Source organism: Corynebacterium sp. CCM 9204 (assembly GCF_041357695.1).
In the GTDB taxonomy this organism is placed as follows: Bacteria; Actinomycetota; Actinomycetes; order Mycobacteriales; family Mycobacteriaceae; genus Corynebacterium.
Window position 1 is genome coordinate 63,850 of record NZ_JAUERX010000007.1, and the last position, 20,006, is coordinate 83,855.

At 62.0% G+C, this 20,006-nt stretch carries 19 protein-coding genes; 7 read left to right on the forward strand and 12 right to left on the reverse strand.

The features are described from left to right. Entirely contained in the window at positions 1–1,128 is a 1,128-nt protein-coding gene (locus QWU43_RS11400) for a LacI family DNA-binding transcriptional regulator (RefSeq protein ID WP_370917893.1), read from the reverse strand. A gap of 114 nt (positions 1,129–1,242) precedes the next feature. On the opposite strand from QWU43_RS11400, the gene QWU43_RS11405 reads away from it, so the two are divergent. The 3 genes from QWU43_RS11405 to QWU43_RS11415 all read left to right on the forward strand — a co-directional run bounded on the left by QWU43_RS11405 (position 1,243) and on the right by QWU43_RS11415 (position 4,104). Further along, the gene (locus tag QWU43_RS11405; RefSeq protein WP_370917894.1) at positions 1,243–2,325 is read left to right on the forward strand and encodes a metal ABC transporter solute-binding protein, Zn/Mn family; all 1,083 of its coding nucleotides are present in this window, start codon (positions 1,243–1,245) and stop codon (positions 2,323–2,325) included. A gap of 119 nt (positions 2,326–2,444) precedes the next feature. Then, positions 2,445–3,146, forward strand: a complete 702-nt coding sequence (locus tag QWU43_RS11410; protein ID WP_370915754.1) for a metal ABC transporter ATP-binding protein — start codon at positions 2,445–2,447, stop codon at positions 3,144–3,146. Between the two features lie 28 nt (positions 3,147–3,174). Next, positions 3,175–4,104, forward strand: coding sequence for a metal ABC transporter permease (locus QWU43_RS11415; protein WP_370917895.1), 930 nt, complete (start codon positions 3,175–3,177; stop codon positions 4,102–4,104). Positions 4,105–4,166: 62 nt separating this feature from the next. On the opposite strand, the gene rlmB is transcribed toward QWU43_RS11415, so the two are convergent. Genes rlmB through QWU43_RS11440 form a run of 5 tightly spaced genes read right to left on the reverse strand, consistent with a single transcriptional unit; the run spans position 4,167 to position 8,444 of the window. Next, positions 4,167–5,114, reverse strand: coding sequence for a 23S rRNA (guanosine(2251)-2'-O)-methyltransferase RlmB (gene rlmB, locus QWU43_RS11420; RefSeq protein WP_370917896.1), 948 nt, complete (start codon positions 5,112–5,114; stop codon positions 4,167–4,169). 15 nt (positions 5,115–5,129) lie between these two features. Next, positions 5,130–6,533, reverse strand: coding sequence for a cysteine--tRNA ligase (gene cysS / locus QWU43_RS11425; RefSeq protein ID WP_370917897.1), 1,404 nt, complete (start codon positions 6,531–6,533; stop codon positions 5,130–5,132). Positions 6,534–6,593: 60 nt separating this feature from the next. Next, the gene (gene ispF / locus QWU43_RS11430) at positions 6,594–7,085 is read right to left on the reverse strand and encodes a 2-C-methyl-D-erythritol 2,4-cyclodiphosphate synthase (protein WP_370915750.1); all 492 of its coding nucleotides are present in this window, start codon (positions 7,083–7,085) and stop codon (positions 6,594–6,596) included. After that, positions 7,078–7,821, reverse strand: a complete 744-nt coding sequence (gene ispD, locus QWU43_RS11435) for a 2-C-methyl-D-erythritol 4-phosphate cytidylyltransferase (protein WP_370915808.1) — start codon at positions 7,819–7,821, stop codon at positions 7,078–7,080. The genes ispF and ispD overlap by 8 nt, the downstream gene beginning before the upstream one ends. Positions 7,822–7,847: 26 nt before the next feature. Beyond that, on the reverse strand, positions 7,848–8,444 hold the full coding sequence (locus QWU43_RS11440; protein ID WP_370915749.1) for a CarD family transcriptional regulator: 597 nt from the start codon (positions 8,442–8,444) through the stop codon (positions 7,848–7,850). A gap of 309 nt (positions 8,445–8,753) precedes the next feature. On the opposite strand from QWU43_RS11440, the gene QWU43_RS11445 reads away from it, so the two are divergent. Then, positions 8,754–9,335 (forward strand): hypothetical protein, encoded by a 582-nt coding sequence (locus QWU43_RS11445; protein ID WP_370915748.1) that lies wholly within the window; start codon positions 8,754–8,756, stop codon positions 9,333–9,335. Positions 9,336–9,455: 120 nt separating this feature from the next. Continuing rightward, on the forward strand, positions 9,456–10,877 hold the full coding sequence (radA, locus tag QWU43_RS11450; protein ID WP_370915747.1) for a DNA repair protein RadA: 1,422 nt from the start codon (positions 9,456–9,458) through the stop codon (positions 10,875–10,877). A gap of 23 nt (positions 10,878–10,900) precedes the next feature. Here the strand turns inward: radA and QWU43_RS11455 are convergent, their stop codons facing one another. Then, positions 10,901–11,653: a hypothetical protein gene (locus QWU43_RS11455; protein WP_370915746.1), complete on the reverse strand. Its 753-nt coding sequence runs from the start codon at positions 11,651–11,653 to the stop codon at positions 10,901–10,903. Positions 11,654–11,720: 67 nt separating this feature from the next. After that, entirely contained in the window at positions 11,721–12,368 is a 648-nt protein-coding gene (locus QWU43_RS11460) for a carbonic anhydrase (protein WP_370915745.1), read from the reverse strand. Between the two features lie 87 nt (positions 12,369–12,455). On the opposite strand from QWU43_RS11460, the gene QWU43_RS11465 reads away from it, so the two are divergent. Next, positions 12,456–13,343: an A/G-specific adenine glycosylase gene (locus tag QWU43_RS11465; protein ID WP_370917898.1), complete on the forward strand. Its 888-nt coding sequence runs from the start codon at positions 12,456–12,458 to the stop codon at positions 13,341–13,343. On the opposite strand, the gene QWU43_RS11470 is transcribed toward QWU43_RS11465, so the two are convergent. The 3 genes from QWU43_RS11470 to QWU43_RS11480 all read right to left on the reverse strand — a co-directional run bounded on the left by QWU43_RS11470 (position 13,276) and on the right by QWU43_RS11480 (position 18,182). Further along, a complete protein-coding gene (locus tag QWU43_RS11470) occupies positions 13,276–14,658 on the reverse strand; it encodes a threonine/serine exporter ThrE family protein (protein ID WP_370915743.1) in 1,383 nt (460 codons plus the stop codon). The two genes, QWU43_RS11465 and QWU43_RS11470, sit on opposite strands and share 68 nt — an antisense overlap. A 67-nt stretch (positions 14,659–14,725) precedes the next feature. Beyond that, positions 14,726–14,896 carry a DUF4236 domain-containing protein gene (locus QWU43_RS11475; RefSeq protein ID WP_370915742.1) on the reverse strand — a complete coding sequence of 57 codons (171 nt, stop codon included), beginning with the start codon at positions 14,894–14,896 and terminating at the stop codon, positions 14,726–14,728. Positions 14,897–15,401: 505 nt separating this feature from the next. Further along, positions 15,402–18,182, reverse strand: coding sequence for an ATP-dependent Clp protease ATP-binding subunit (locus QWU43_RS11480; RefSeq protein WP_370917899.1), 2,781 nt, complete (start codon positions 18,180–18,182; stop codon positions 15,402–15,404). A 263-nt stretch (positions 18,183–18,445) separates the two neighbouring features. Between QWU43_RS11480 and QWU43_RS11485 the strand changes: the two genes are divergently transcribed. Then, positions 18,446–19,159: a Pr6Pr family membrane protein gene (locus QWU43_RS11485; protein ID WP_370915740.1), complete on the forward strand. Its 714-nt coding sequence runs from the start codon at positions 18,446–18,448 to the stop codon at positions 19,157–19,159. A 353-nt stretch (positions 19,160–19,512) separates the two neighbouring features. Here the strand turns inward: QWU43_RS11485 and QWU43_RS11490 are convergent. Then, positions 19,513–20,006 (reverse strand): LPXTG cell wall anchor domain-containing protein (locus tag QWU43_RS11490; RefSeq protein WP_370917900.1); only part of this gene is annotated, 494 nt, incomplete at its 5' end.

Here is a 20,006-nt window from a genome sequence, read left to right on the forward strand (position 1 = left end):
TCACAGGTGGGTGGTGTCCCGTGGAGGCGCGACCGTCCCACCAGGACGGAGCTCCGTATCCAGGAGTTCCCGCAAAGGCTCCACGGGAGACGTCTCATCGGCCGACAGACGTTCCTCAATAAGCCGGAAGAGCATCCTGCCCGCTGCAGCGCCTTTCGCCCGGTTCGGCTGGATGACCGTGGTCAGATCTCTAGCTACGGCGGTAACGATTCCATCGAAACCGGTAACCGACAGATACTCGGGGACCGGGATACCACGGGCGGAACAGTAATCGAGAACCCCGAGTGCCATGGAGTCCGTCGTACAGAGCACCGCAGTGAGATCAGGATGTCCCTCCAGAAGTTCCCGGGCCGCATCGACATTGTTTATCCGGTCATTGATGTGGCGTTCGATGATCGGGACGGTCCCCGGGTCTATTCCTGCGGAGGTGAGTACGTCGAGTGCCCCCAGTACCCGCGACCGCTGCACGTGGAGTCCCGCGTGCAACAGCCGTTCCATGGACACGGGGCCGTCATTCTTCCGGCGGTCCAGCCGGATCGAGAGGATGCCGATCCGGCGGTGACCCGCATCGATCAGCGTCTGTGCCGCAGGAGCGATCGCCGCACGGTCGTCGATGCCGACGAACGGGAGACCAGTCTCGTCTGCGGGTTGGTCACAGATGACGAGCGGCAGCCGCCGGTTGCGCGCCGCGTGGAGATAAGGGTCATCGGCAGCCACCGAATACACGACGAAACCATCGATCATCGGCTGATTGACCAGTTGAGCGGCTGCCGCGACATCCACGGAACTGTCCGGCCCGACGGGAATCAGCGTCAAACAGGTATTCCCACCGTAGGATGCCTCCGCCATTCCGGCGAGGAAATCCACAGACGCAAGATCCTCGAATGCATAGGTGAGATGCTCGGTAAGCAGTACACCGATCGCCCCTGCCCGACGGGTTCGCAGCGAGCGGGCCGTGGGATGCGGACCCGGGTAACCGCGCTGCTCCGCAGTGGCGAGAATCTTCTCCCGGAGGGCTGTGGACAACTGCTCCGGCCGATTATAGGCATTGGAGACGGTCGTCCTCGACACTCCAAGTTCGGCGGCCAGAGACGCGAGCGTACCGCGCTGCCGATTACGTTTTGCCATGGTAAAAACCTAGCATTCCCACCCCTTCTGAGTCTGGGCGGAACTCACCGAACCTCCTTCATTTATGCATTCATAAACTTGACAAAGGTTATCAATTGTCGGAAACTGGTTTTCATGATCAAAAGCAGCCTCCACCCCTTACTCCGCACTGTCCGACTCCATCCGATTCGGACCGCGGGCGCCACCATCATTGCCACCGGGATGGCCCTGACCACGGCGGGATGCACCACCGGAAATCAGGATCCAGCTCCAGCAATTTCCCAGCGGGAGGCTGAACAGGCAGACACAGCCGCACCCGACTCCGGAGATAAGCTCAACATCGTCACATCGACACAAATCTGGGCGGATGTCGCGGAGATGGTCGTCTCAGATCAGGACGCCGACATCCATGCCATCATCGTCGGGGACTCCGTCGATCCACACTCCTTCGAGCCAACCGCATCCGACATCGCAATGGCTAAGAATGCCGACATCATCATCGTCGGTGGGGGAGGTTACGATTCCTGGCTCTACCGGAGCCTGAACGAATCGGTCATCATCAACGCCCTTCCCCTCACGGTGCACGATCACGACCACGGACACGGACACGGACACGAAACCGGAGACGATCACGACCACGGACACAGTCATGACCACGACCACGACCACGACCACGGACACGACCACGGACATGACCACGACGATCTCGTGAACGAACACATCTGGTACAACCCAGAGACCGTGTCCAAAGTCGGTGCCGACCTCGCCGAGAGGGTCTCCACGCTCCGCTCGGATGCCAAGGTCGACACCACGAAGCTCAACTCGAACCTCAAGACCATCACCGATGAGCTGAAGAGTCTGCCCGCCGTTCGCGTCGCCCAGACCGAACCCATCGCGGACTACATCCTGCAGAACTCCCCTGCCACGGACGCCACACCGGAGGGGTACCGGACGGCGACACTCAAGGAATCCGAGCCATCTGCCGCTGACTACGCCGCCTTCACTGAAGCCCTGGAGAACGGTGAGATCGACGTTCTGGTGTTCAATCCGCAGACCGCAACAGACGCCACCGAACGCCTGCGGGACGAGGCTGAGGACCGAGGAATCCCGGTGGTCGAAATTTTCGAGACCCCTTCACGGAACGAGAACTTCTTCGACTTCTTCAGGGGCGCGGTTGAACGTCTCAACAGCGGAGCACAGCAGGCCAAAAAGAACTAACCCCCTGACCTGCACCGATTCACGACCGCAGCCTTCCCGGCGGAGCCTCATCCCGCGGGGAAGGCTCCGCTGCTGTCCGGGATCTTTTCCGGACAGCCCATCCGAAATGAGCCGCCACCATGGTCCTGACCTTCACTGATGCAGCCGTTGACCCACTCTTCTCGGAACTGAACCTGACCGTGGAACGGGGCGAGTTCCTGGCCGTTCTCGGACCCAATGGGGCGGGGAAATCAACCCTCCTGCACACGGTGACCGGAACCCGGAAACTCACCCACGGCACGGTGACGGTCACCGGGCGCACCGGTTTCATCCCCCAGCAGCGCATGTTCTCACCGGACCTCCCTCTCCGTGCCCGTGACCTGGTTGACCTGTCCGCCGCACACGGCGTAATCAGGCGTCGACGCGCACGCCGCGGAATGGTATGCGAACTGTTGAAGGAGGTGGGCGCCACCGGGATAGCCGACCGTCGGGTGGGGAATCTGTCGGGCGGGCAGCAGCAGCTCGTGAGACAGGCACAAGCACTGGCGAATGACCCGGAGTTACTGCTCTGCGACGAGCCCCTGTTATCCCTGGACATGGGTGTGCAACGACGGACGGTGGACCTCATCGACCGGAGACGTCGCGGGGCAGGTACGGCGGTCGTGTTCGTCACCCATTCCATCAACCCGGTACTCCGGGTAGTCGACCGGGTCCTCTACCTCGGGCCGCACGGACATGTGCTCGGTGGCGTCGACGAGGTGATGCGCTCCGAGACACTGTCTGAGCTGTACGGCACACGTGTCGACGTCATCGACGTTGACGGCCGACTCATCGTCATCTGATCCGTACCACCGATAACGAGGACACACCATGGACATCACCCAGTTCATAGACGACACGAGATATCTGCTCGGCGTGGGTTTCGTGCGAGATTCCCTGATCGCCGCCGGGCTCCTGGGCGTGCTCTCCGGGCTGATGGCACCACTGGTGGTGCTGCGACGGATGTCCTTCGCCGTACACGGCACCAGCGAACTCGCACTCATGGGCGCATCAGCCGCACTACTGCTCAGCATGAACGTCGGATTCGGTGCCGTGCTGGGATCCATCGTCGCGGCGATCGTTCTCGCGTTACTCGGTATGCGGCAACAGGACACGGCGGTCGGTGTCGTACTGAGTTTCGGCATGGGCCTGTCAGTTCTATTCATCCATCTGTACCCGGGGCGCTCATCAAACGCTTTTTCCCTGCTCACGGGGCAGATTGTGGGGGTTCAGTCGAGTTCAGTGTGGCTGCTCGCCGGAGTGACGGCCCTCGTCACGGTCGCAGTACTCGTGTTCTGGCGACCGATCCTCTTCGCGTCCGCAGATCCGCAGATGGCCGCGGCCGCAGGAGTCAACGTGCACCTCGTCGCCGTAGGGTTCGCGGTTCTCGTGGGGCTGTCTGCCGCGGAGGGCGTACAGATCGTCGGCGCTCTTTTGGTAATGGCGTTACTGATAACGCCAGGGGCAGCCGCCGTTCAGGTGACATCCAGCCCGGTGCGGGCCGTTCTGTTGTCCACCTTGTTCGCGGAAATCGCCGCGGTCGGAGGGTTCGTGCTGTCACTGGCTCCGGGACTACCGGTGAGTGTCTTCGTCACAGCTATCTCATTCTTCATCTACCTGGTGTGTCGCCTGATCGGATACCTTCAGGGCCGCACCGCGCAACGGGATGAGGACGCGTTTCGACGCCGCGCCCAGAACGGTCTGCAGGTGATCGAGGAGCATATGACTGGTGTTCCGCCCCGCACCGGCCCCTCGGTATAGGAAATCATCGGTGGAGGTCCGGTTGCGGCGGGGACGAAAGGGCGGTGCCCCACCCCGGGGATCTACTTGAGCTGAGCCCGCCGCTGGCGAGCTAACTCACTCAGTACGACCCCTGCCGCGACGGAGGCATTGAGTGATTCCACCCAGTCCGACATGGGAACCGACAGAGTGACATCGCAGGTTTCACCGACAAGGCGGGAGATTCCCTTGCCCTCACTACCGACGACGACGACCGTGGGACCTGTTCCGTCATAGGTGTCCAGGGTATGATCCCCCCCGGCGTCGAGCCCGACAATCTCGTATCCAGCTTTCTGGAACTGCTTGAGGGTACGGGTCAGGTTGGTGGCCTTCGCCACCGGGAGACGCGCCGCGGTACCCGCGGATGTGCGCCAAGCAACAGCAGTGACAGATGCCGAACGACGCTCCGGGATGACCACACCATGACCACCGAAAGCCGCGACAGAACGGATGACGGCACCGAGGTTACGGGGATCGGTGACGTTGTCCAGACAAACGATAAGCCCGGGCTCACCGCGCTCGTTGACCTGTTCAATGAGATCTTCGACCGCCGAATAACGGAACGGGGGCATCTGCAGACCGATCCCCTGATGCATGCCGTTACCGGTCATGTTATCTAGATCCGCGCGCGGAACCTCGATGATGGAGATACCTCGGTGCCCCGCGAGCTGTACGGCCTCCGTCAGGCGCTCGTCACTCTCTGTGCCGAGCGCGACGTAGAGCGCGTTAGCCGGAGCTTTCGCTCGCAGACACTCGACGACTGGGTTACGCCCCACGACGAGCTCGGTGGTCTCTTCCTTGATGTGGCGACCACGTGCACGCCGCTCCGCTTCCTTTTTCCGCTTGTGCGCGGGGTGGTAGGTACGGTCCTCCGCCTTCGGCGTGGGACCTTTGCCTCGCAGACCACGGCGGCGCTGGCCACCTGATCCGGCCTGTGCGGTCTTCTTGTTGGTTTTGCGCACCGCTCCGGTGCGTTTGGAATTTCCAGCCATGATACTTCAGGGGCCTTACTTGTCGTCGGTGTTGGCGCGTAACGACCACTGTGGGCCGTCGGCGGTGTCAGTGATCTCAATGCCCGCCGCCGTCAGGCGATCACGCACCTCATCAGCAGTGGTCCAGTCCTTCGCCGCACGAGCGGCGGTGCGGCGATTCAGTTCAGCCCGGATCAGGATGTCCAGGGCCACACGCGCCGCATCATCAGTGCCATCGGACGCGGTCCGGGAGGCGGTCCAGGTATCGGACTGGGGATCGACACCAAGGATGGCCATCATCGCACGGATCTGACCTGCGAGGCGAACCGCTTCATCCCGGTCCCCCGCTGCAAGCGCGGTGTTTCCGGCGCGAACCGCGTTGTGCACCTCCGCCAGCGCCGCCGGAACACCGAGATCGTCGTCCATGGCTGCGGCAAAACGGTCCGTCCATGTGGTGCGTTCCACAGGGCCAACCCGGTCCAGGAATGCCTCAATACGACGGTATCCGGTGGCCGCATCCGAGAGAGTCGACTCGGAATATTCGAGCATGGAACGGTAGTGCGCGCTACCGAGGTAGTAGCGGAGCTCAACGGGGCGCACGAGAGTGAGGACGTGCGGGACGGAGAGCACGTTGCCGAGGGACTTGCTCATCTTCTCCCCGGACATGGTGACCCAGCCGTTGTGCATCCAGTAGCGGGCGAATCCGTCACCTGCGGCGGTCGCTTGCGCGGCTTCGTTCTCGTGGTGCGGGAACTTCAGGTCCAAGCCACCACCGTGAATGTCGAATTCCCCGCCGAGGTATTTGGTGGCCATCGCCGAGCATTCCAGATGCCAGCCGGGACGTCCGTCACCCCACGGGGTCGGCCACGACGGTTCCCCGGGTTTTGCGGCCTTCCACATGGTGAAATCACGTGGATCGCGTTTCCCGGTACCCGCTGATTCGCCCTGGTCGAGTTCGTCGAGGCGTTGTCCGGAGATCTTCCCGTAGCCGTCTACGGTTGCCGGTGAGCAGTAGACGTTACCGTCCGCCGCATAACCGTGCCCGGCGTCGATAATCCGCTGCATGTAGCCGATCATCTCCGTGATATGACCCGTCGCACGAGGCTCCAGGGACGGCGGACGCACACCGAGCTGCTCATACGCCCAGGTGAAGGCACGCTCATGGGTCGCCGCCCACTCCCACCACGGCCGGGCGGCCTCCGCGGCCTTCGTGATGATCTTGTCGTCAATGTCGGTGACGTTGCGGACGAACGCTACATCCAGGCCCTTCGCCTCAAGCCAGTTACGAAGGATATCGAACGCCACCCCGCTACGGACGTGCCCGATGTGCGGAGTCGACTGGACCGTCGCACCACACAGATACACCGAGGCATGCCCTGGGCGCAGGGGCACGAAGTCTCGGAGGGTACGGGTCGCTGAGTCGTAGATTCGCAGAGTCACGCACCCATCCTATCCGCAGCACCCCTGATTCCGGGTGCCGGGACGGTCACTGCGGCGAGATCAGACGGACACGGGATAAACCAAAGCGGTGGCGACAGCGGCACGCCCTTCACCCCGTCCCGTGAACCCCATGTGATCAGTCGTGGTGGCCGAGATGTTGACGGGAGCTCCGAGAATCTCCGCGATCACGCTCTGCGCCTCTTCGCGGCGAGGCCCCATTTTCGGTGTATTGCCGATCAACTGCACTGCAACGTTACCGATCGCCCAGCCGTTCTCATCAAGGAACTCGCGCGCCTCCCGCAGAAGGCGGGCACCGGACACCCCGTCATATTCAGCTCTGCCGACGCCAATGAAAGAACCGAGATCGCCGAGAGACGCCGCGGAGAGCAACGCATCGACGAGTGCATGGGCAACCACGTCACCGTCGGAGTGCCCCTCACAGCCGTCGGTTTTCCCGAAGTTCAGGCATGCGATCCAGCAGGCTTTACCCGCCTCGATCTGATGGGCGTCTGTTCCGATACCGACACGGGGAATGATGGGACTGTCAGTCACCGGGCACCTCGAAAATCGTGGGTTCAACCTCATCCGTAATGTGGCGGGCGAGGATCATGTCCAGGGGAGTGGTCACCTTCAAGGCCATCGGATCACCTTTCACGCAGGTGACGGTGTGCCCCGCCCATTCCATGAGCGAGGCATCATCAGTTGGGGTGAAAACCGGATTCTCCGAACTGAAGTAGGCAAGATTAGCCGCGCGTAGCGCTGCGAGGTCGAAACCCTGCGGGGTCTGTACCGCCCGGAGATTCACACGGGGCGGAGTATCGACGACACGTCCCCGGTCGACAACCTTGATGGTGTCGGTCACTGGAAGCACCGGGATCACCGCGATCTCCCCCTGCCGTACCCGCTGCACGACCCGTGCGATCAGACCGGGTGGGGTGAGGGCGCGTGCCGCATCATGGATGACCACCACCCCGTCTGGAGCATCAATCGCCTGCAATCCCGCCCACACGGAATCCGCGCGCTCCCCACCACCATGGACGAGCCGAACGGGAAACGAAGAATCGTCGAGAAGCCCGGCGCGGTCAAGGATCGTACGGGCATACTCCGACATGTCGGGACTGACCAAAACGATCACCTCGTCAATGACCCCCGACGTAGCCATCGCACGGACACTACGTTCCACGAGGGTCCGGCCGCGTAGGGACACGAACGCCTTGGGCACCGGCGCACCCAGCCGGGAACCTCTCCCGGCTGCAGCGAGCAAAGCAGTGACCCGGCGCTCGTCCACGGAAACTGACACGGTACGGAAACGGACTAGTCGTCCGAGTCGTCGTCGAGGTCGATGTCATCAAGGTTGATGTCCGGCACCTCACCGGCATCATTCTTCGACTCGGCTTCCTCGGTGACTCCGCTGGCATTATGCCGCTCGATCGTCGCATCCATCTGGGCCTGCATATCATCGGCCTTGACGTCGTCGACACTCTCCGCGAGGGCTAGCTCCCCGACCAGAACCTGGCGGGCCTTGGCAAGCATCCGCTTCTCCCCCGCGGAAAGACCACGATCCTGGTCCCGCCGCCAGAGGTCACGCACGACCTCGGCGACCTTGTTCACATCACCCGAAGCGAGACGCTCCTGGTTCGCCTTATACCGGCGGGACCAGTTACCCGCTTCCTCGACATCCGTCTCCCGCAGCACCCCGAAGACCTTCCGCAACCCCTCTTCACCGACCACGTCGCGCACACCCACGAGTTCCGCGTTCTTCGTCGGAACTTTGACGGTGAGATCCGACTGGTGGATCTGCAGGACCAGGTAGTCAAGCACCTCGCCGCCGATCTCCCGGCTCTCGATCGCCTCGATCACAGCTGCGCCATGATGCGGATAGACGACGGTGTCGCCGACCTTGAAATCCATGCCCACTTGGTGCACCTTCCTGCGCCCACCGGCGCCACGGTGAAACTTCACTGTTGCGGGCTGATTCTATCACGGTCACCACCAGCTCTTTTCGCCCGAAGGCCCGGACCTGCACCGACGCCGAATGCGCACGACACAGCACCCCAGCTTCCCCGGAGCGAACATGGAAATGACATTTCACGCAATCTTAGGATTGCCCCCGCACTCCCCCTACGGCAGTCCCCGGAACTTCGTGGAGAGCCTGAACAGCCGCTAGAGTGATGGTAACAACTGTCTCACCCTAAAGCCTTCCGATGGAGGACACTGAAAGTGATCACCACCAAGACCGTGAAAGGCGGGGCAGCGCTCCTCGTCGCCGTTGCGGCGTCCCTGACCTTGAGCGCCTGCAGCTCCGGCCAGATCTCCCAGACTGCGAGTCAGGTCGCCGCGGTCGACGGGGCCCGTGCGGACACCACCGACGGTAAATTGGCGGTTCGCGGTGTTACCGTCGAGGTCAGCGGCACACCGACAGCCGCCCTCCGCTTCACCTTGGTCAATCAGGACACCGACATGACGGTGCATACCCTGAAGGGCGCTTCCGTCAACGGAGAGAAAGTGACGCTGAAGGGAGACACCGAACTCAGCCGGGACTGTTCCCTCGTCGCGGGATCCCGGGAGTACCTGTCGAGGCTCCCAGAGGCCGGCGACGGCATCTGCATCTCCCACCTGGTCACCGAACTCGACGACCAGGGGTTCCCCCCGGGCGGCAACGCTGACGTGGTGTTCACCTTCGACAACGGTCAGCGGATCGACGTGTCCGCGACAGTCTCCGCCCCGCACCTCGCCCCCTCGGACGTCGACCGCACAACCTACGGTGATGACACGCACGATAGTCACTCCGGCGGACACTGAATCACGACCTGACGGAACCGGCACCTCTGGAGGTGCCGGTTCTTTTCTCTTTCCACCCCCATCCCAAGACTCGAACATGTTTTCGCTAAGTGTCCGGCCGACGGGTTAGGGTAATTCACCATGGCCAAGAAACCCCGTAGCGTGCACACCTGTTCCGAGTGCGGTTACAGCACACCCAAGTGGCTGGGACGCTGCCCTGATTGCGGCGGCTGGGGTACCCTCGCCGAGGCCCGCGTCACCGACGGAGGGAACACCGCGGCGACGGCTGCGGTCGGGGGCGGTATCTCCGCAGGCATAACCCCCACCTCACCGGCTGTACCCATCAGTCGCATCGATCCGGCATCCGCGCGGACAGTCCCTACCGGCATCGGTGAACTCGACCGGGTCCTCGGCAACGGGATCGTCCCGGGGTCCGTGGTGTTGCTCGCAGGCGAGCCGGGCGTCGGAAAATCTACCCTCCTCCTGGAGGTAGCCGCGCGCTGGGCGGCACAACCAGTACCCGGGAACGCTGCACACCGGGTCGTCACCGGAGACACCCGGACAGCTCTCTACATCACCGCCGAGGAGTCCGCTGGTCAAGTACGAATGAGGGCACAGCGCACAGGAGCCCTGCAACCGACGCTGTATCTCGCTGCGGAGTCCGACCTTGACGTCGTTTTCGGACATGTGGAACAGCTCAAACCCAGTCTCCTCATCGTTGATTCTGTGCAGACGATGCACATCAGTGGGGTCGAGGGAGTCTCAGGCGGGGTGGCCCAGTCCCGTGCCACGACCGCAGCGCTGACTACTCTCGCCAAGACAACGGGGATCCCGGTGATCCTCGTCGGACACGTAACCAAGGATGGTTCCGTGGCGGGGCCCCGGGTGCTCGAACACCTCGTTGATGCCGTGCTGCTCTTCGAGGGGGATCGGCACTCCTCATTACGGATGCTGAGGGGCATCAAGAACCGGTTCGGTGCCACTGACGAGGTCGGTTGTTTCGAGCAGACGGGGGACGGGATCCGGGAAGTCACTGATCCGTCAGGACTGTTTCTCTCGCACCGTGATTCAACACCCGACGGGACAGCGGTGACGGTGGCAATGGACGGGGTGCGTCCGATTCTCGCCGAAGTGCAGTCACTGCTCGTTCCCACCCAGTCCAAGAATCCACGCCGTGCGGTCACCGGCCTCGACGCGACCCGGGTACCCATGGTGCTGGCGGTTCTCGCGGCTCGGGCGGGAAGGCAGTCCTTCGACCGGGAGGTGTATATAGCAACTGTAGGGGGAATGAAGGTTGGGGAACCCGCAGCCGACCTCGCGATCGCACTGGCCACGGTTTCCGCCATGGACGGTCAACCACTACCGCCGAAGACGGTGGTGCTCGGTGAAGTGGGACTCGCCGGTGAGATCAGGCGTGTACCTGACCTGCGGCGCAGACTCCAGGAAGCTGCACGCCTCGGCTACATCGCGGCGATCGTCCCAGCCGGGGAGAAGCTCACCGTACCGGGTATACGGATCATCGGGGTGTCCACCATCGGGGAAGCGATTTCGGCTATCTGCTGAAAAGGAACGCTACAGGGGTGGTGTCACCTCAGATTGAACGGATGCGCATCAGAGTGATTACCACCGACGAGAGTGTGCAGGTAGTAGCTGCCAACGGGCACCTGCACCCGGTCACCACAGCTACCCGGTGCGGAATTGGTCCGCGACCAGATCGCCTCATAATAGCGTTCCTCCCCCGCTGGGAACCTACGTTCGGTGACATCAACGGCCGGATTACAGTCAACATCCGACCACACTCGCCGGTTCGTCGCCAGATCATAGACCTCGAAGCGGAGAACGTCCTTGCCCAGGTCGATCATGCAGTCCGCAGCGGTCGGGTTCTTCACCGTCATGTAAAACCTGGGTTGGACGTCCGGTGCGTACGCGGCCTGATCCGACGTCGCGGTAACGATGAGATCACTCAGGTCACAGGTGGCCTTCGGCTCATCGGTGCCCTGCCCGGGGGCGGGCTGCCCCGGTTCCGCGTAGGGTTTACGGCTCTCTGCCTCGGTGGTCGGGCGAACACCTGCGTCCCCGGAATCGCGTTTCCCGGAATCGCGTTCCTCATCTGGGGCAGTGGTGGAGGTCGTTGAGGTCTGCGCGGATGTCGTGCCTGGTGCCACTGAGCTGGACCCGGCGGTTCCCTCCGTTGCCGTCGGTTGTGGCTCATCTCCACCGCCGGTGAGCGCGGAGATGAGCCACACGACCAGAAGAACTATGAGGAGCAGCACGACGATCGCCGCCACGCGGCGCCTAATGTAGATCTCTCGGGGCAGTCGACCATTTCTGTTGTCCACGGAACCGAGTCTATGCTGTGCAGCCGCCTGTGCTGTGTCAGTTCCGCGGCGTGTCCGTCATGTTTTGTCACTCATCGTGGACACCAATCGTCACCACGGGTTCCGCCATGCCGTCTGAGAGCCGGTAACGGACCCCGACGATGCCACATGTCCCCTTGGACACCCGGGCCTTGATCTCGGGCGAACGAGACAACACCTGATCGACGGTCTCTGCGACATGGTGTGCCTCGAACTCCTCGATCGTGCGACGCCCGGCCGCCCGGGCGTCGAGGATGGAAGGACTGACTTTCTCGATGAGAACACGTTGAAATCCGCCTGGTATCTCATGCCCGTCAAGCGCCGCCATCGTCGCAGCAACAGCTCCGCAAGACTCGTGCCCGAGGACGACGACGAGTGGAACATGGAGAGACTCCACCGCATATTCCAGGGACCCCAGCACCGCCAAATCAATGATCTCGCCTGCAGTCCGGATGACGAAGACATCACCCAGCCCCTGGTCGAAGATGAGTTCCACAGGTACCCGCGAATCCGAACAGGCGAGAACAACCGCGAGAGGTTCCTGTCCATGGGTCAACTGACTGCGACGTAGAGCATCCTGGTTGGGTCGCTCCACCGAGAAGTTCATGAAACGGCGGTTCCCCTCGATCAGGGCGGCCCAAACGGCCGACGGATAGCGGGGGGTCCGGTTTTCATCCGGTGGCAGGGTGTTCATCATCTCTCAATTGTGCACGGTCGGACCGCCAAGTGGGGGCATTTCCTCGATATACGGCTCACTGCCGAAACCCGATAGACTCGTCCCACTGTGATCACCTTCCCTCTCCTGCGCTGGTATGAAGCCAATCGGCGTGACATCGTGTGGCGGACTCCCGCCACGGATGCCTGGGGAATACTGCTGTCCGAGGTGATGAGTCAGCAGACCCCCGTCCGCAGGGTCGAGCCGGTCTGGTGCGAGTGGATGGAACGCTGGCCCACGCCCGCAGCTCTTGCCGCCGCCGGTACCGATGAAGTACTTCGCGCGTGGGGACGCCTCGGTTATCCGCGGCGTGCCCTCCGCCTACAGGAATGCGCCGCCGCAATCACCGAACGTCACGACGGTCAGGTGCCGAACAATGTCGATCAGCTTCTCGCCCTTCCCGGCATCGGCGATTACACAGCCCGCGCAGTCGCGGCATTCGCCTACGGGTGCCGCGTTCCGGTCGTGGACACCAACGTACGGCGAGTGTACCGGCGACTCGTGGAGGGCCGTTTCCTCCCCGGTCCACCGCGCCGCCGGGATCTCAGCGACATCGAGAAGCTGTTGCCCTCCGACCCGGAGCAGGCTCCCAGATTCTCCGTCGCACTGATGGAACTCGGAGCCCTGGTCTGCACCGCAACCCGTCCGAAGTGTGCGGACTGCCCCGTACGGACCGACTGCGCCTGGCAACGGGCAGGTCGTCCGGACCCCACCCCGGAAGAACTGGGAGCGGCGAAAAAGCGGGTGCAGAAGTTCGCTGGTACCGACCGCCAGGTCCGAGGCAAGATCATGGCCGTTCTCCGGGGTGCACACGGCCCGGTTGCCCGCGCAGAGATCGACGCCGTATGGCCGGATGCCGCTCAACGGTCCCGGGCGCTACTCAGTCTCCTCACCGATGGTCTCGTTGAGGACCGGGGTGACGGTCGGATCGGGCTTCCGCTCCGGGGTGCTCGGTAGGGTCCGTGAGCTGTTTCTTGAGATCGATACTCCGCCCGTAGGCCCAATCCCGGTCAGTGAGCATCCGAGCGAGCGCCAAGCCCGCCGCGATACTGACCACGACGAGCGCTGCGGACGCCGCCGATGAGATCGCCAGATCCATGTCCCCGGTGTTCAACGCATACATCGAGGTGTACATGGCCACGCCGGGAATCATGATGACCGACGCCGGGACCGTCACGGTGATTCGTGGGATCCTGGCAGCCCGATGGATCAGAACCGCAGTGAGACCAATGAGCACTCCGGCGATGAACGCGGCAAGATGCTGCGGTGCACCATGCGCGGCGAGAACCAGACGGAGCATGTTCGCCACCGTCGCAACCGCAGCACCCAACAGCGCCATCCGTCGCGAACAGTTGAACAACATCGCGAAACCCGCGACGCCAGTGAAACTGGCGACTGCGGCAGCACCCCACCAGCCCACGGACGGCGGGCCGGGAAAAGCAGGTAGCGGGTTGAGTCCGGTAACCATGCTGATCATGCTCACTGAGATTGTGGCGGTGACAATGACACTCAATGCGTACGTCAACCGGGAGATCCCCGCGGTGATGTCGAAACGAGTGAGATCCAGCAGCGCGGAGAACAGTGGAAATCCGGGAATGAGAAACAGCACGGCGGCCACGTATCCCGCAGTGAAGGACGTCGGGTCAGCACGCCCCGTCATCTCCAGGATCACTGCGACCAACCAGTACACGAGACAGGCGACGGACCCCGCTGCGGCGACCGTCCCCAGTTGATTGAAGTGCCTCTTGCCGAGCGTCACCCGGATAAATTGTCCGCAGGCTGCGGACACCGCAACGACAGCGGCCTCGCTGAACGGATACCGGTTCAGGATCGCGAAGGACGCACACGCCAGCCCGGCAGCGACAGCCAGAAGCAACCGAGACCAACGTTTGACCACATTCCGCTCGATGACGGTCAAGTGATCGTTGAGCTCCTCGACGGTGAAACGGCGGTGCATGTGATGGGTGAGGTCCTCCAGCGCCTCAATCCGCGAAGCATCGACTGCAGGTTCATGATGATTCGCCACGACGGTGCGAAACATTTCACCCCGATGAAACGTGCAGGTGATGGTGTTCACCGAGATGATCGCATCCAGTCTGTCGAACCCGAGGGAACGAGCCGCCCGCTTCATCGCACGCTGCACCCGGTAACCTGCGGTACCTGCGGCGGTCATCATCAGGCCGAGCCGGAGAACGGCATCGGCTTCCCGCCCCATCTGCTGCTGCATCCGGATCAGTTGTTGCAGTTCTCCGTCTGACTGGCCATCAGCCATCAGTACCATTCACCTTCCTCGCACCTCGCCGAGGTGTTCCCCGACTCTTTCTTCCGTAGCCGGAACCTCAGCGCCAACGTCCCCGCCAGTTGAGTCCGCCCGGAAGACGAAGTGAGATCCGACCGCGCGAGTTCACCGTCAACGGACCGAAACGCCTCGACACGGACGCGCCCGATTTTGACAGATTGAGCCATGTTTTCTTTCCGAGTGACGTACGTCGACGATAATTCAGCCCCACTGATGCTCCCGCTTTCTCTCTGTTTCACAGATCGCACGATGCCCCACGATGGAGGATCCGACGCAATGATGATGGAATGGTGCCCGGAAACTTCCGACTACTTCCGTACGCTACCGGAATCTGCGGTATTTCGGGCACCCTGCACCTCATTCTACGACCCTGCCACGCCCCCGTTTCTGTAATCTCACCCTCATAGTGGCTGATCTCCGCTCCATAAGAAAGATACGCCGGACACGGCCGAACCTCTGTCCACACCACTTCCTGCTTCTACGATCTGGCAGACCTGGTTACGGATCTGAACTGCTGTCGTACGAGAGCGCTCCCCTTACCCTATTCCTTAGAAGAGGATCTAAAGCACAGTGGGGACGGGTGAAGTGTCTTCCCCGTACTGTCATCCCGATGCAGTTCATCGTGCAGACCTACCGCCCGGTGCGCTCCGACCACGGAACAACACCGAAACCCCGACCGTGGGACTCTGGTCGGGGTTTCGATGTTGTTCCAATGTTTAAACGGTACCTGCAGGGGCCTGTCCGCCACCCTGCGCGCCACCGTCATCGTCGGAGGCCGAGTGCCGCCCCTTACTCTGATCAGGATGGTCGGGATTCTCGACGTTCTCGGCGGATTCGATGACGTTCTCCGCCTCAATCTCCCGGGCAGTGTCGCTCTCGGGTACGTCACCGTCAGCGGCATCCGCGACTTCCTTGATCGCCTCGGCGGCTTCGACACTGATCTCACTGAAGTCGGTGTCTTCCGGAAGCGGCTTGGGTCGCGGGACGAAAGTGAAGATGGCGTCCGTCCCCTTGGATTCCCCGTCCCAGTTCTCAACGTCGACGGTCACGATCTCACCAGCGCCGAGCTCTCCGAAGAGGATCTTCTCGGACAGGGTGTCCTCGATCTCCCGTTGGATGGTGCGACGCAGCGGACGGGCACCGAGTACCGGGTCGAATCCGCGCTTGGCCAGTAGGCGTTTCGCTTTATCGGTGAGTTCGAGATCCATGTCCTTGGCGTGCAATGCCTTGGTGACGCGGGCGGCGATGAGATCGACCATCTCGACGATCTGCTCCTCAGTGAGCTGGTGGAACACCACCACATCATCAATGCGGTTGAGGAACTCGGGGCGGAAGTGCTTCTTCAGCTCGTCGTTGACCTTCTGCTTCATCCGCTCATACTGACCTTCGACCCCCAACGCACCACTACCGGAGAATCCCATCCCCACAGCCTTGGAGATGTCTTGGGTACCCAGGTTCGAGGTGAAGATGAGCACCGTGTTCTTGAAGTCGACGACACGTCCCTGACCGTCGGTGAGACGACCTTCCTCCAGCACCTGGAGCAGAGTGTTGTAGATCTCCTTGTGCGCCTTCTCAATTTCGTCGAAGAGCACCACGGAGAACGGCTTGCGGCGTACCTTCTCGGTGAGCTGCCCGCCCTCCTCGTATCCGACATATCCGGGAGGTGCACCGAACAGGCGGGAAGCGGTGAAACGATCATGAAACTCACCCATGTCGATCTGGATGAGCGCGTCATCCTCACCGAAGAGGAAGTTTGCCAGAGCCTTCGACAGCTCGGTCTTACCAACACCGGACGGACCCGCGAAGATGAACGAACCGCTCGGGCGCTTCGGATCCTTCAGACCAGCACGGGTACGCCGGATCGCACGGGAAACCGACTTGACGGCGTCATCCTGGCCGATGATCCGCTTGTGCAGTTCATCCTCCATGCGCAGCAGCCGGGAGGATTCCTCCTCGGTGAGCTTGAACACGGGGATACCCGTCCAGTTGCCCAGTACCTCGGCGATCTGCTCCTCGCCGACCTCGGCGATCTCCTCCAGATCCCCGGACCGCCACTGCTTCTCTTTCTCCGCACGCTCTTCGCCGAGCTTGCGCTCCTTGTCGCGAAGTCCCGCAGCCTTCTCGAAGTCCTGCTCGTCGATGGCCGCTTCCTTCTCCCGGCGGACATCATTGATGCGTTCGTCGATCTCCCGCAGCCCCTCAGGTGCAGTCATCCGCTTGATACGCATGCGGGCACCTGCCTCATCGATGAGATCAACGGCCTTGTCCGGCAGGAAACGGTCGTTGATGTAGCGGTCGGAAAGATTCGCCGCAGCGGAGAGCGCCCCATCCGTGATGGAAACTCTGTGGTGTGCTTCGTAGCGGTCACGCAGGCCCTTGAGAATCTCAATCGTCATCTCGACACTCGGCTCAGGCACCTGAACTGGCTGGAAACGGCGCTCAAGGGCGGCATCCTTCTCGATGTGCTTCCGGTACTCATCAAGCGTGGTCGCACCGATCGTCTGAAGTTCACCTCGAGCCAGCTTCGGCTTGAGCAGGCTGGCCGCGTCGATGGCGCCTTCCGCCGCACCTGCACCAACGAGGGTGTGGATCTCATCAATGAACAGGATGATGTCGCCGCGCTGGTTAATCTCCTTGAGTACCTTCTTCAGGCGCTCCTCAAAGTCACCGCGGTAACGGGAACCCGCGACGAGGGAACCGAGATCGAGTGAGTAAACCTGCTTGTCCTTCAAGGTCTCCGGAACCTTGCCGTTGACGATATCCAGGGCAAGACCCTCAACGACGGCTGTTTTACCCACACCGGGTTCACCGATGAGCACAGGGTTGTTCTTCGTCCTACGGGAGAGGACCTGCATGATCCTCTCGATCTCCTTCTCCCTGCCGACGACCGGATCGAGCTTGCCCTCCTTTGCCGCGATGGTCAGGTTACGACCGAACTGGTCGAGCACCAGCGAATTGGAGCGCTCACCGGCAGGCCCCGATGCACGACCGGACGGATTCGACCCCGCCCCGACTGCTTCCGGCCCGGAGGCAGACTCCGGGGAATCACCCTGTCCACCCTCATACCCCGAGAGCAACTGGATGACCTGCTGCCTAACTCGGGGCAGGTCGGCGCCAAGTTTGACGAGCACCTGGGCGGCGACCCCCTCTCCCTCACGAATGAGGCCGAGGAGCAGAAACTCGGTGCCGATGTACTTGTGACCCATCTGCAATCCCTCGCGGAGCGAGAGCTCGAGAACCTTCTTGGCGCGCGGGGTGAAGGGAATGTGACCGGTGTGCGGCTGGGTGCCGTGACCGATGATCTCCTCGACCTCCTGACGGACGGCGTCCAACGAGATCCCCATGGACTCGAGTGCCTTCGCCGCGACGCCCTCACCCTCGTGGATGAGACCCAGAAGAATGTGCTCGGTGCCGATGTAATTATGGTTCAACATCCGCGCCTCCTCCTGAGCCAGGACGATGACGCGGCGGGCGCGGTCGGTAAACCTCTCGAACATATCTCTCCCCTGGAATCGCTGGGTGTTAGTGCCACCACTGTAACCCGCCCACCAAGGCCGATAATCCGCACCACCGCGCATATCAGGCACCAGGCGACACAACTTCCCACCCTTCGGATACATCCCTGCAGGTAAAATGCTTTTCGAAGGCCGATTCACAGGCTGTACGCCGGTAGCGAACACGGCCATGAAGAAACTTCTCCAACCCATCATGGTTCGACTTCCAACGCCGCGGAGCCGATACATGTTGTAAGGTCATCCCAGTGACATCATCTGTGATCCGATTCCTGGGGTTCGTCGCCGCCCTCCTCGGCGTGAGCGCGGCCGTCGTCGGCGGCTACGGTGCCGCGACAACCCCCTTCACCGATTTCCCGGCATTCGAGTCGACGGGAGACAAACTCCTGGCCTACTACTCGTACTTCACCTTGTGGTCGAATCTGTTGGGCGCTGCCGCCGGTGTTTCCTACGCCTTGTGGTTCACCCGCGGCCGAGACGGTGGATGGTTCGGAGCGGTACTCCGCATCGATGCCACGATCATGCTAATGGCGACAGGTCTGGTGTACCACCTCCTGATTGCCGACGGCTCCCCGCACACCGGAACCCAGGCCTTCACGGCACCCATCATCCACGGCATCATGCCGGTGCTTCTCCCGGTGATCTGGCTGCTCCATCTCTCCCAACGCCACCGGCCCGATGTCCGAGTGAACACGGTTCTCGGCGCGCTTTTCATCCCGGCAGTCTGGACCGCCTGGACGTTCTGGCGTGGCCAGGTCACCGCCGGGTATTACCCCTACGATTTCATGAACGCCGCCGAGATCGGACTGCCCCGGGCGATTCTCACCACCGCCGCGATCTACGCAGTCTTCATCGTCTTCATGCTCATCCTCGGAGTGGTGGAGCGAATCACCCTGAGAAGGTCGAAAATGCGGCAATCCTACATCACCGTCGATACAGCTAAATCCCGCCCGGCTAAGTAGACACTGAGCCTCTCGCACCAGTCGACCGGAATGTCCACCCACTGAATACGGTAAAAGCATTCCGTCCCTCTGTCCGTTGGTGAGGACATCCCCTACCGATCCCGATACCGGCACCTTACAGACCTACCGCAGGCGACGATAAGATGTCCCTGTTTACGGTCGCACAGCCGCCCTGAGAAGAGTTCGCCACTGGAACTGGCGACAGAGTTGTACTGCGGAAGAACCCTCATATTTTCCTTGACCCGAGGCAACGGGTCCGGTCAATTAACTATCCTGGCTCAGCCCAGACAGAACTGTACCCCGCCCCTTCATACCGAAGAGGCGGGGTACAGCGTGATCAGGTCAAAAGGAAACTAGTTCCTCCGCCGCCGGATAGTGACCAGGAAAACACCCAGTGCACTCAGCATCAGACCAATGACCAAAGTCCACAGAACATTCGCGCCAGTCACCGCCAGTGTCCTACCTTCATTGTCCACAACAGCGGCATCGTGCTGATCCGGCTGGCTGGACGACGGCGCAGCCGTGACCGTTCCTGCGCTGTTCGAAATTGTCCCGGAAGGATGAGTTTCCGGAACCGGAGACTCCTTGCTGATCCCTTTACCCGGCTTACCGGGTTCCGGAGTTCCGGTCTCTGACGGCCGAGGAGTTTCCGTTGTCGTCACCTCCGTCCGAGGTCCGTCTTCCGGCTTCGGGGCTTCAGCTTCACTGGACGGAGATTTCGCCAGCAGGCTCACAGCCAGAACGAACGGAATCAAAGCCAGGAACAGCCCAACACCGGAAACCGAGGATCCCAGTTCCACTTCGCCTGAAGACCCAACCTCGCCACCTGAGCCAGGCATCAGCTCCT

Excerpts from the sequence above, each read along its gene's own strand:
- QWU43_RS11400 (WP_370917893.1), bottom strand. The coding sequence starts at position 1,128 with ATGGCAAAACGTAATCGGCAGCGCGGTACGCTCGCGTCTCTGGCCGCC.
- QWU43_RS11405 (WP_370917894.1), top strand. The coding sequence starts at position 1,243 with ATGATCAAAAGCAGCCTCCACCCCTTACTCCGCACTGTCCGACTCCAT.
- QWU43_RS11410 (WP_370915754.1), top strand. The coding sequence starts at position 2,445 with ATGGTCCTGACCTTCACTGATGCAGCCGTTGACCCACTCTTCTCGGAA.
- QWU43_RS11415 (WP_370917895.1), top strand. The coding sequence starts at position 3,175 with ATGGACATCACCCAGTTCATAGACGACACGAGATATCTGCTCGGCGTG.
- rlmB (WP_370917896.1), bottom strand. The coding sequence starts at position 5,114 with ATGGCTGGAAATTCCAAACGCACCGGAGCGGTGCGCAAAACCAACAAG.
- QWU43_RS11440 (WP_370915749.1), bottom strand. The coding sequence starts at position 8,444 with ATGGATTTCAAGGTCGGCGACACCGTCGTCTATCCGCATCATGGCGCA.
- radA (WP_370915747.1), top strand. The coding sequence starts at position 9,456 with ATGGCCAAGAAACCCCGTAGCGTGCACACCTGTTCCGAGTGCGGTTAC.
- QWU43_RS11460 (WP_370915745.1), bottom strand. The coding sequence starts at position 12,368 with ATGATGAACACCCTGCCACCGGATGAAAACCGGACCCCCCGCTATCCG.
- QWU43_RS11470 (WP_370915743.1), bottom strand. The coding sequence starts at position 14,658 with ATGGCTGATGGCCAGTCAGACGGAGAACTGCAACAACTGATCCGGATG.
- QWU43_RS11480 (WP_370917899.1), bottom strand. The coding sequence starts at position 18,182 with ATGTTCGAGAGGTTTACCGACCGCGCCCGCCGCGTCATCGTCCTGGCT.